Origin of the sequence: Pedobacter zeaxanthinifaciens, from assembly GCF_003313335.1 — a bacterium.
Taxonomy (GTDB): Bacteria; Bacteroidota; Bacteroidia; order Sphingobacteriales; family Sphingobacteriaceae; genus Pedobacter; species Pedobacter zeaxanthinifaciens.
Genome location: NZ_QMHP01000002.1, coordinates 416,732 through 429,800, shown reverse-complemented (window position 1 = coordinate 429,800; position 13,069 = coordinate 416,732). Strand labels below are relative to the sequence as shown.

Below are 13,069 nucleotides of genomic sequence, written 5' to 3'. Positions count from 1 at the left end.
CTATCTAATTAAATGTATTACACCTGTTTTGCTTTCAGTTTTATTTGCATACTTCATTCCCTGCCATACCCCACCATTAATGTAAGTAGCTTCCGCATGCCAATAATATGCTCCTAACGGCACCAATAGACCTTTATCCGTTCCATCCCAATATTCTGTAGGCACTCCTTGATCATCCAACTTGTTGGTTTGCCAAATTAACTGTCCCCATTTATTAAAAATCTTCAATTGGTAGGTGGCTAAACCTGCCCCCTTCACTTTGAATATTTTTAGGTCTCCATTCAAATTTTCTGGCTCAAAGGCATTTGGGATATACAAATAGCCCGGCACATCTAATATGCTTACTTCATCTTCAATGATATTGACACAACCATTTGCGTTGGTAATGTGTAATTTAACTTTGTAATTACCTACCCTTTCGTATTTATGATGTACTTCTTCCTTGTCAGAAAAACTTCCATCGCCAAAATCCCACTTGTAGGCAATGATATCTTCAGCAGCTACTGCCTTAAAATTGAAACTATAGTTTGGTACCTTAATTATCTTTTGAGGCTCAATTGTAACAGCTAAAGGTGGAGGCGAGAAAACGATTATAGCATTAGGTTGTATAACCTCGTCACTGCAACCGTACTGATTTTTTGCAACCAGTTTAACCATATATGGAGCACTGTTATAAACGTATTGATGCTCCGGGCTTTCTTCATTGGAAAAAGTACCATCTCCAAAATCCCAAATGTATGCTGAGGAGTTAATTGATAGGTTATTGAACTTTACTCGTAGTGTATTACAACCAGTTTTAACACTAGATAAAAATGCAGCTTTGGGAGCATCACTTACCACAATAGTTTTGGAAAAAACGGAAGTGCAAAATCCATTACTTGCCGTAAGTTTTAAAAGATAAACACCGGCTTTACCGTAATTATGCGAAGGCTGATCACCAATATAGAGTGGACCTCCATCGCCAAAATCCCATGTATATGTTTGTGCCCCGATGGATTTATTTGTAATCTTAACATCCAAGAAGCCATTACAACTAACATCTTCAGATACACTAAATTCGGCATTTAATAACGGGTAGGTAGATACTTCTACCTGTTGTACACTTTCCGTACAGCCATATCTGTTTTTAGCTACCAGCTGCAAATTAGAGATTGCACCAAAGTTATTTAATGTGATGTCCGGTTTCTTATCGTTAGAAACAAGTTTTCCATCTAAATACCATTCGTAAATATCCGCATGCTCAGAAAGATTTTCGATTTGCAAGTTGAACGGAGCACATCCTTTAACTTTAGTAACAGCAAATATTGCTTTAGGAAATGGGTTAAACTGGATTATTTTCTCTGCTATGGTTTTACATCCAACTAGGTTGGAAACTTCCAATTTGATCAAAAATTGATAGGGAAGCGTAGCGCCAACCGGAACCTTAAAATTGTAGTCGGGTTCCTTTTGTTGCGATATTAATACTCCATTTGCCCACCATTTATAGCTTACCATATCGGAGCCATTATAAGTACTCAAATTTTTTAGTTTTATTACCGCGGTTGTACCACACACCTCGCTTACTGAAGGCTCAAATAGGGCAATGGGACTTTCGGTTATTTTAACAATTTGGGAAGTTACTGAGGTACAGCCTTGTAAATTATAAGCTTTAGCCGTCACAACATAATCACCTTGTTTAGTATATGTGTGACTTGCAGACAAACCAACTGCGGTATTATCGGCACTATTCGAATCTCCAAAATCCCACGCTACATTTACCGCATTTTCCGAAGGCACTTTAACTTGAAGTTGAAAAGGACCACAATTTAAAGTAGAAGCATTGGTGGTAAAATTAGCGGTAGGAATTGGCAGTACCTCCAAAGTTTTAATAAAGGTTGCTGTACATGAGCCTCCATTTGGATAAATTTGTGTGGCGGTTAAAGTAACTGTTTTAATGCCTGCTAGTTGATAACTATGCTTTGGGTTAGTTTCTGTGCTAGTTGTTCCATCGCCAAAATCCCAAGAAACCTTAAAGCCGGTACCGGAAAGGTTGTTAAATGTAAATTCAGTACCCACACAATTTTGAGGCTTGTCAATCTCAAATTTTGCAGCCACTGTTGGATAAACTGTAATTTCTTGAGTAGATTTTATTATAGAACATCCATTTTCAGCTGTTAAAGTAATGGTATATTTTCCGGCAGTGGCATAGGTATGCACTAAGTTTTCGTTTATGCTTTTGGTGTACCTAACTGGAGAGCCGTCGCCAAAATCCCAAGCAAAACTATTAGCCCCAGTAGACTGATTGCAATTGGTAAAATCAACCATGAAAGGAGAACAGCCATAAGCTTGCGTGGCGTTAAGTACGAGTTTAGAAAATATGGTTTGCGGCTGTACGCTGATTTCAAATTTTTTGGATACTGATTCACCGCAATCATTTTGCGTTGTAATATTGATATAGAACAATTTTCTTACATCAGTATCATTTTCATAAACATGCGTAATATCCTTTGCATCGTTATACACAGCTATTGGGCTGCCATCACCAAAATCAACGGTAAATGTACTTTGTAAAGCTCTTGAGTTTAAGTTTTTTACCACCAAATTAAATGGAGAACAACCACTAACAGCCAAAAGGCCAAAATTAGCAGTAACCTGAGGGTTTACAATTACCGATATTGGAATTTTAACTCCATTTGAGCAGCCATTTATACTCATTTCATATATATAGGTTACCTCAATTGGATCAATTGTAGTATTAATTAAAGATTCGCTTATTCCTCCCGCCGCATCAATACCACTACCGCTAGCTGCGGGGTTGCTAATTCCGGCAACTGCTGGTCTCTCCCATTTAAACATTACCCCCGTGGTAGAACTAGCTGGCAAATAACTAAAAGTTTTTCCACTGCAGAGTACTGTAGTTGCAATACTGCTAGTGAAAATTGGCGTAGGATAAACCGCTATCTCATATTTTACAGGCTCACCACCACAACCGTTTATGTTAGCTTCAACAGTGTATATCACTTTCTGTACCTCACTTGAACGATTAACCAAGGTTTGAATTGGTATATTGCCTGTACCACTAGCGATAAAGCCTGATACATCGCTACTACTTGGAATGGCGGTCCAACTGAATTTTGAATTGTTTACGTTACTATAAAGCACTACCTCTGTAGACGATGAGCCCGAACAAATTTGTTGCTTTAATAAAGCGTTTGTAACTTTTGGCTTGGGATAAACAATTACACGATAGGTTGCCAATGGTCCTTTACATCCTGTTTGGTCATCAACTACAGCGTAGGCATTGTAAACAACATTTAGCGGTACATTTGTGTTATTCACTAACGTTTGAGACGATATTTCGAAGTTTCCGTTTAATTCATTAACTCCGCCAATACCTGCTGGCACATCTACACTCCAAATAATTTTCGCATTGCTTACGTTACTTGTCAAGGTAACCTTAGGCGAGTTTTGTCCGGAACATATGGAAGCATCTGTTGAAGAAAAGTTCACCTTTGCTGTTGGATTTACAGTAACCACAACCTCAATAGCATCTCCTAGACAAGACGTTTGAGGTGTTTTAAGGATAGGCCTTATACTGTAGGTAACAACTTGAGCTACACTAGACGTATTGATAAGCGACTGACTGATGCTATTGCCGGTTCCATCTGAAGCCCCTTGTATTGCCGCGTTAGTACTAACACTCCACGAAAATTAAGTTCCCGATACGTGGCTATTCAACGAAATGTTCGTATGCTCACCACTACATATTGTTTTACTTTTCGCATCAACAACTACGTCGGGAATAGGATTTACGACAATGCTATATTCGGTTTCCGCCCCTGAGCATGCCGCCTCGCCGGTCGTTATCGTTTTCACTTTATATACTACAGTTAAGGGAGCAGTAGTGTTGTTAACCAATGTTTGCTCTGGAATATTATCGGTACCGCTATCCGCTATTCCGGAAATTCCCTCAACATTTGCTGCCGTCCAAGAAAAAACAACATCTTTTGTAGCACTCGAAAGCTTAATTTGTTTAGTTTTCTCTCCGCTACAAATGGATTGATTAGGTATGGAGAAATTAGCTTTTGCAGACGGATTGATAGTTATTTCGTAATATTTGGGCACACCTTCGCATGTTTTGCCGGCATAACTGTACAATGGAACAACAGTAATTGTTGCTTTTACCGGTTCAACTGTAGCATTTACCGCTGTGAAAGAAGGAATTGCCAAACCTTCACCATTTGGTAAGCCAATTGCTTGAGATGATGTCCATCGATATTTGACACTCGCACCTGAAACAAGTTCTTCATCAGATAGTAAGTTTATGGTCTCAACTAATGCTCCGTTGCAAACAACTTTGTTAGTTAATTGCTTAGTAATTTCAATAGTGGGCAATACCGTAATTTGAAAAATCTTCGAAGGTGCGGCACAGTTAAGTTGGCTATCCACATAGTTTGCCTTGTAATTAATTGTAGCTACAACAGGTTTCTTACTTGAATTAATTGCTGTAAAAATAGGCAGCTGATCTACTCCGTTTGAAGCTAGTCCTACGGATGAATTATCATTTTCCCAGGAAAAACGAATATTGCTACTTTTCAAATCTGTTTCAAAAAACACTTGTTTTTGTTCGTCGTTGGCACATAAAACCAAGTTGTTAATTTGCTTTAAACTAAAGGATGGAATTACCGTAACCTCAACAGGTTCGGAAACAGCAATGCAAGAACCACTTATTACACTACGCCTGTAGTATGTGGTTTGTGAAAGCACACCTGGTTGAAAGTCTGCTTCATTAGCACCCGAAATAGCAGTAAATCCTGTAGTTGCAGAAGTTATTGACTGCTCCCACACATAGGTGAACGTCCCATTCCCGCCAATTGGGATTTGCCCTGATAATTTAGCTGGCTGGGTATTGAAACAAATGATTTGACTTTTACTGATGCCAGTATCCGTTAACTTCGCTTGTACGGTGATGGTAATGATGTTGGAGACTGAACTACAGGTGCCACTGGCAACGATTCTCCGATAATACGTGGTTTTAAGCAAAGCTACAGGTTGAAAATCTGCTGCTGTAGCACCGCTAATGTCGGCGAAATTGAGGCCATCTTCAGAACTTTGCCACTGGTAGGTGTAAATGTTATTTCCACCCGATGGGGTTGTGCCTTTAAGTGCAGAAGGTACATTACCCAAGCACACAATTTGGTTTATAGCAATGCTATTACCTGCTATTACCGGATTAACAACTATCGTTACCATCACTGGGTCGCTTTCGCATCCATCTATAGTTTGTGTCACAAAATATTTGAAAGTACCAGTAACAGCTGTTATAGGTGTTGGAGGCTCAACAAGCAAATTTGCTCCGTTTAGGGGCAAAGCTTTGTACCATTTTACGTCTAACCCAGCTGCAGTTGGTTGGTTAGCGTTTTCATTCAAGCAATAGATGTAAAAACTCGGCGCTGAAGGGGCATCAGGCTTGGTTTTTATTTGGATTTTAGTTACTGAAGAATAAGCCTGGTTGCACATTCCGCTTTCTACAATTGCTCTGTAAAAAGTGGTAGTACTCAAGTTGTCGTAGTTAATTATATCCGTTGTAGAGTTAATTACTGTCCAATTTAGCTCATCAGTTGAACTTTCCCATCGCAGCACTTTACCAACGTAACCAGTTAAAGAAATTACGCCAGCGCTAGATTTTCCACAAAAAGTAGCCGCACCATTGGTGGTTCCTCCTACCGTTGCCGGTATAACCGTTATGTCCTTAATGTAAGTATTTGAACCGCATTCGTTAGTAACTGTTAACTTTATTGTATATGTTCCTTTCAAAGGATATACAATATCAGTAGGGTTAGCTACATTGGAAACAGTAGTATTTGCGCCAATGAATTCCCAACTGTAACTTACCGGTGTATCACCAAAGCAATTTTTAACCAAGGCTGTTGGATTAAAAGCCACACCTTCACAAATAGAACTCGGTATTGAGCTATCTAACGTAGCGGTTGGAGGTGCCTTTAAAGTAAAGGTTTGGAAAGATGTAGCAGTACAATCAGATAATATGGAGTTGCTAGTTGTTAATGTTATAGTATAGATACCTGGCAGCTTTAAATCAAATGAAGGATTTTCCAAGGTGGAAGTTATCGTAGTGAATACACCGATATCTTCGCAATCCGTTGCTGTTGCGTTTCGAGTAACTGTCCATTTGAAAGTATTGGTACCACAATTTGGAGGTGTTTCATTAGATGTATTTACGGGCCGCAAAACAATTGCCCCGCAAGATGATGTTGCAGGTATTGAAAAACTAGCTATCGGCTTTGGAGTGACACAAATCGTATCGGTAATTTCCGTATATCCACATGGATTGGAGGTTCTAAGTCTAATCACATAATCGCCCGTCGACTTATAGATATGCATAGGGTTCGCTTCTCTACTGGTTGTACCATCACCAAAGTCCCAAAAATATTCAACCATGTCCGAACAATTGGTATAAGCTCCTTTTATGGTCCTATCACTTAATTTCATTGGACTTCCTATGCAAATGCTTTTCATCGACAATGAGAACTTAGCCTGAGGCGCAGAGTTGATTTGAATATTTCCAGCGGTGTAGGGCGTTTGATCACAGGCGTTTTTCACCAACAATCGAGCAATAAAAGTGGGTTGAGGGCAAGAAGACTTCAAATAAACGTGCTCAATTTTGAAATCTTCACCAGTTGAATTTAAAGGATGGGTAAAGGTTTCAATTGTGCCGTCGCCATAATCCAGTACGTAAACAGTTCCCGGCGAGTTGCTTTGCCAATTGGTGATAACAAATGGGATTTTTGCTGGTGCACAAATTCCTATAGTACTTCCCAATGTCCCCAATCCACCCGCCGGATTGCTTTGGTTTGCTACGGTTTGGGTAAATACCTCCGAACAGCCGCCGGCAGCATAACCAGTTACTTTGAGTTGAAATGCACCTAACTGAGTGTAGGTATGAGTGAGTGGAAAAGAAGCATTTGTTATACCATTTGTGATATTTCCATCCCCCCAATCTACCGAATAACTTATTACAGAAGCGGCATACTTTGTTGAGTTAGCAATGCTTAAAGTATAATTTGGATTTGATCCACTAGGCTTATTTCGACAATTGCTAAAAGGATCAAAACGGTCTACATCAGCGACAGCAATACCTAAAGATTGCTTTATGCTAATGACCTGTATTGCTGATGTGATTGTTTTACAAGAGGAGTTAGTGACAGTTAACTTGACATTAAAGTTTTGTAAATCTGTACCTGCATCAGTAATAAAAGTGTGGCTAGGATTTTTTTCAGTGCTCGTTTTTCCATCACCGAAATCCCATAAATAAGTTTCGCCACCTGTAGAGGTATTATTAAAACTTACGGTCTCTCGCCCACAGGCATTGTTACTGGAGTTGTGTGTAAAATTTGCGGTTGGATCACCTATATCAATAATGACATCATTACTAACTTCATTATCTACAATAAGATGGTAAGTGCCGCTAACCGTGGGCCTAAATGAATTTTGCGTAGCAGATGGGATATCTGCACCGTCTTTTTGCCATTGAAAAGCTGTACCAGAGCTGTTAGTATAAAGCTCAACAATGCCAGTTGAAATACATCTTTTACTAATTTGTAAGTTAGCTGTTTTTGGAGACCTCTCACCCAGTGGAAGGTCTTTGAAATGCATAGCACCGCCTGCAAAAAGCGTGGATACCAGCATTGTAAAAACAATGGTTAGGTAGATATGTTTTTTCATAGTAGATAGGGTAGTTAAATATAGCAATTATTTTTAAAAAAAAATAAAGTATAAAAAAACTACAGCTACCCGAACTACCTCATAATCAACCTAGCTACAAACATACTATCTGCCTTATTTTTATAACCTTTTATAAGGGTCATAGCATCTAGTTTTAATTGGAATTTCTCTATCAGATAAGATACAACATCCTCATTTTCGGCTTTAAATACAGAGCAGGTCATGTAAATTAAAGGCTTGCCTGGCTTTAAATATTTCACTACATTTTCAGCTATTGTTTGTTGTAGTTTGATGTAGTTTGCCAGCTTATGCTCTTCAAAGTTACACAGCATTTCTGGTGTGCGTCCCCAAGTTCCAGCGCCGGAACAAGGTGCGTCTAACAAAATTCCGTCAAACTCATAATGATGCAAAATTTGATCGTTATTTTGCAGTAAATCAATCACTTTTTTTTGGTAGTCCTTAATGCCCGCTAACTGAAAACGCTCCTGTAAATTACCCAAACTGGTTTCCCTAACATCGCTCACCAGCAATTTAACTTTTGGCTCCAAACTGTGCATCAATAATGATTTGCCCCCAGAGGCAGCACAACAATCCCACCAATACTCGTAAGGTTGAGGCTTAAAATACGCTCCTGTTTTTTGTGAAGATAAATCCTGAACTTGGTAAAGTCGCTGATCTTCTATAATCTGTTCCAATTTGGTGCCATTAGGCAAAGCCAAGGTGGTATCCGAAAGTGCAGTTACCGAGATCCCTGCAGCCTCAATTTTAGCCTGTATTGCGGGCTGATGTGTTTCTTTAACCCTGATAAAAAGATTTGGCTGTACAAATAAAGAAAGCAAAAATTGGGTTTTATCGATTCCTTCTGATAAGGCGTGTTGAAATGGGAAAACATCTTCCAAATTAAAAGCTGGATACTGAGATTTTACAAAATCTACCTTTTCAGCAATTGATTTTTCGACATGTGGCACAGCCAATGGAAAAGCATATTCAGTAATTAAGCTAACATCGGTATTACAAAGAAAATCAGCAATGGCGAGGCGCTCCAATGCACCTAGTTGTTTTAAGGCTTTACCTAATCTAAAGTAGCTGTAGATATACCTGCTTGCCCATCTCCTATCAGATGAGCCCATTTGCTTATTTTGCTTAAAATAAACAACCAAATGCCTATGTAAAGGCAACTTACCATCGTAACTAGCTAAAACTTGCTCAAATGCTCTGATGTGATGGTGTACTTTCATTAAGTTAAAAGTAAAAAATCAAAAGTAAAAAGTATGTTAATTATTAGTGGTCTTTGCGAAATCCTATTGCTATCCTTTAACGGAAATGCCGTAGACAGAGTGCTTTAATCTACCTTTAACAACGACATATCCTTGTATTGCAACAGACTTAAATGCCGATTAAAATATCCATATTCTGCATTATAATCGAATTCAAAGTCATTATGTAATCCTTTATAGCGTTCCTTCAATAAAAAATCAGCATAATTTGGACCATGTTTAGCTAATATTTTTCCAAAATAGTAACCAGTATCAAATCCCCTAAAGGCATATTCAGTGGGTTCAATATCATATGTTGCTCTGTAAATTCTCACAAAATCAATGATCCTTTTACTTTTATAGTCGATATGGTAGGAAGAACTGATGGCCGCCTGCAAATTTTGTAACTGCTCAATGTTATAGGTTTGCTTTACCCAATTAGGGTGGCCAAACACTTGTATTGGATACCCTGCAATGGTTTTAAGGCGATACAATTTGGTTAAACTCGGTGCCACAAAAGGCGCATCGTCCGAACAGATGATTACAGCGTACTTTTTTCCCTTAACCATCTTCGTTTCAAACACGTATGTTGATGAAAACTCCTGCACAACCACAGTTGGGTATTTAGCAGCAAATCTTCGTTTAATAGGACTCGCAAACGCTTCATCGCTAGCTTTTTTGGTGTTAATCAACACTACAATCGACTGGTCTGCTTTATAATTTGCAGCAATGTAATCTGCCATTTTAAAACCATGCATATCAATATCTGGCACTACAGAAATCAAATACGGGTTGTTGAATTCAGTGGGTTTAGAAGCTGCCAATGGCGATATCATAGGCAATTTGTTGGTTTCAGAAAACGTCGACATGTACTTAATGCCATCTGGGAAAACAGGGCCTATCAACAAATTGCTCAGTTTAACTGCTTCCTTTTTGCTCAAAGCCGCCAACTGACTGTTATTGTCTCTGCTATCGAATACGTTTACCTTAAAATTCAGTCCATCGTTAGCGGCAGAATCAATGCCCAACATTAGCCCCTGATAAAAATCTAAAGGCATATCGGCTTTGCCAATTTGTGATTTATTAATGGTTTTTAAGTTGTACTGATTGAGCTGAAACGGTATAAAGACACTAATGTTACCCTGCGTAAACTTCGGTTCTACTTTTTGCTCAACAGGCTTTACAGGCGTATTCACTACCGGCTTGGTCACTTTAGGAGAACAACTGTAAACCACCGCAACCATTGCTAAAACAACAACGATTAAATAAGTTCGGAAAAACCTGTTTTTACTATACAAATTGTTTTTATCGATCCACATCGGCATATCGTATTTTTATGAAAAACATCAAGAAACTCCTAGACACGTAAATGCCTACAAATTTCCTCAACAATTACTTAAAGATAACAGCCTTTCAGCTATGTAGTTTCAACTTTTAGATACTTGTTTAAAGAATTTGTAGGCATCAGTTTTAAAAACCTATTCCCACTCAATGGTTGCTGGTGGTTTCGAGCTAATATCGTAAACTACGCGGTTAATTCCTTTTACTTTATTAATGATTTCGTTTGATATTTTAGCCAATACCGGATAAGGCAAATGGCACCAATCCGCGGTCATTCCGTCCAATGACTCTACCGCTCTCAAAGCAATTACGTTTTCGTAAGTACGCTCATCGCCCATTACACCTACCGAACGCACCGGTAAGAAAATAGCTCCAGCTTGCCAAATTTGATCGTACAAACCAGCATCCTTCAAATTTTGAATATAGATATGATCTGCTTCCTGCAAAATAGCGATTTTTTCTGCCGTAACTTCTCCAATGATACGGATTCCTAAACCAGGTCCCGGGAAAGGGTGTCTGCCTAAAATAAATGATTCTAAGCCTAAAGTGTTTCCAACTCTGCGCACCTCATCCTTAAATAAAGTTTTAAGCGGTTCAACTACTTTCAACTTCATAAAATCTGGCAGTCCGCCCACATTATGGTGCGATTTAATAGTTGCCGAAGGACCTTTTACCGAAACTGACTCAATCACATCAGGATAAATAGTACCTTGCGCTAACCACTTTACATCTTGTATTTGGTGTGCCTCATCATCAAAAACTTCGATAAAAACACGGCCAATAATTTTACGTTTTTTCTCTGGATCTTCAACGCCAGCAAGCTCACTCAAGAAACGATCTTTAGCGTCTACTCCTTTGATATTCAATCCGAAATCTTTGTATTGCTCTAGCACACTTTCGTACTCATTTTTACGAAGCAAGCCATTATCTACAAAAATACAGTGCAAATTTTTACCAATAGCTTTGTGCAATAAAACCGCAGCCACACTGCTATCCACACCGCCCGAAAGTGCTAAAACTACTTTATCGTCGCCCAATTGCGCTTTCAAATCTGCAATTGTAGTTTCTGCAAATGCGTCCGAAGTCCAATCTTGACTGCAACCGCAAATGCCCACTAAAAAGTTCTGCAATAAGATTTTGCCATCAGTACTGTGTGTCACTTCTGGGTGAAACTGGATTGCGTAAGTATCTTCGCCTTTCACCTGATAACCAGCAACTCTTACTTCCGAAGTGCTTGCAATAATTTCAAAATGATCAGGAACTTTAGTAATCGAATCGCCGTGGCTCATCCACACTTGCGAATCAACCAAAATGCCTTTAAACAACGGATTTTCGTTATTTACGAAGCTCAAATTAGCTCTACCGTACTCTCTCGTTGCCGATGCCTCAACATTACCTCCGCTTTGCTGCGCTATAAACTGCGCACCATAACAAACTGCTAATAATGGCTGTCCTTTAAACAAATTCAAATCTACAAACGGAGCTTCTTCCTGACGAACAGAAAACGGACTTCCCGAAAGGATTACACCTTTTACAGTGTCATCAAGCGTTGGAATGTTGTTAAATGGATGAATTTCGCAGTATACATTCAGTTCGCGAACACGGCGGGCAATAAGCTGTGTAAATTGCGAACCAAAATCGAGGATAATGATTTTTTCTAGCATCCGCAAAAGTAAGAATTTGAGATGATATTTGTTTAATTGTTTAAAGCTTATTTGATTTTTTTTGAAGAGCAAATGCAGTGCTTATCAATCCCGAAAGTCCTGCTATCCGCTTTATCCCGATATCCTTCGACAAGCTCAGGATGACATCGGGATGCCCGCTCCTATCAGGTCTATTTAATAAAAGGAATTGCTAATATTTAACTTTTATTTTCGTCATTGCGAGGAACGAAGCAATCCAACGAATGATTGTTAAGTTGACAACTACAGCTTTAAGATTGCTTCGTTCCTCGTAATGACAAAGCAACTCTTCACTTTTACGAAGAAGATTTTAAACAAACACTGCGATTACTAAGGTGTCTTAGGTAGTTTAAAAACAATGATTGTTAAGTTGACAACTACCGCTTTAAGATTGCTTCTTTCCTCGCAATGACGAAACAACTCTTCACTTTTGCGAAGAAGATTTTAAACAAATACTGCGATTTACTAAGGTGTCTTAGGTGGTTTAAAAATAATGATCGTTAAGGTGGCAACTACCGCTTTAAGATTGCCTCGTTCCTCGCAATGACGAAACAACTCTTCACTTTTACGAAGAAGATTTTAACAAATACTGCGATTACTAAGGTGCCTTAGGTGGTTAAAAAAACAAAACTACTTTCTACTCAACAAGGTCGTTCTTACACCAAACCTATTCAAAAAATCTACGCCTTCATCGCTAGCCAAACCTTTATAAGCCGCGTAAGAATCTCGATAAAACACTTCTCTAATACCAGAAGAAAGAATTAACCTAGCACAGGCAATACAAGGCGACAAAGTAGTATACAAGGTAGCTCCTTCTATCTTCGAACCATTTTTTACGGCATATAAAATTGCATTTTCTTCTGCATGCAAAGCCAATGAGCAACTTCCCTTGCTATCTCTGTCACAGCCTGTCTCCGGCCACTCTTCATCGCAGTTATGCGTACCAGGAGGCGGACCATTATAACCAATGGAGATGATCCGTGTATCTTTGGTGAGCACCGCACCTACCTGAGCCCTCACACAGTGTGAACGCCCAGCCAAATCCGATGCCAGGTTCATATAAATTTC

The 13,069-nt window shown here is 39.0% G+C and carries 6 protein-coding genes and 1 pseudogene; all 7 read right to left on the bottom strand.

The features are described from left to right. Positions 1 to 3,489, bottom strand: a complete 3,489-nt coding sequence (locus DUT68_RS04500; RefSeq protein ID WP_157960773.1) for a PKD domain-containing protein — start codon at positions 3,487 to 3,489, stop codon at positions 1 to 3. An 18-nt stretch (positions 3,490 to 3,507) separates the two neighbouring features. Then, positions 3,508 to 3,678 (bottom strand): annotated as a pseudogene (locus DUT68_RS18650) (PKD-like domain-containing protein); the annotation flags it as partial. Positions 3,679 to 3,690: 12 nt separating this feature from the next. Further along, positions 3,691 to 7,722, bottom strand: coding sequence for a PKD domain-containing protein (locus DUT68_RS04495; protein ID WP_113636129.1), 4,032 nt, complete (start codon positions 7,720 to 7,722; stop codon positions 3,691 to 3,693). Positions 7,723 to 7,796: 74 nt separating this feature from the next. Further along, complete coding sequence (locus tag DUT68_RS04490) at positions 7,797 to 8,960, bottom strand: RsmB/NOP family class I SAM-dependent RNA methyltransferase (protein WP_113636128.1); 1,164 nt, start codon at positions 8,958 to 8,960, stop codon at positions 7,797 to 7,799. A 104-nt stretch (positions 8,961 to 9,064) separates the two neighbouring features. Further along, the gene (locus DUT68_RS04485; RefSeq protein ID WP_237088254.1) at positions 9,065 to 10,297 is read right to left on the bottom strand and encodes an ABC transporter substrate-binding protein; all 1,233 of its coding nucleotides are present in this window, start codon (positions 10,295 to 10,297) and stop codon (positions 9,065 to 9,067) included. Between the two features lie 159 nt (positions 10,298 to 10,456). Beyond that, complete coding sequence (gene guaA / locus DUT68_RS04480) at positions 10,457 to 11,983, bottom strand: glutamine-hydrolyzing GMP synthase (RefSeq protein ID WP_113636126.1); 1,527 nt, start codon at positions 11,981 to 11,983, stop codon at positions 10,457 to 10,459. 648 nt (positions 11,984 to 12,631) lie between these two features. Continuing rightward, entirely contained in the window at positions 12,632 to 13,060 is a 429-nt protein-coding gene (locus DUT68_RS04475; protein WP_113636318.1) for a deoxycytidylate deaminase, read from the bottom strand. Positions 13,061 to 13,069: the final 9 nt, after the last annotated feature.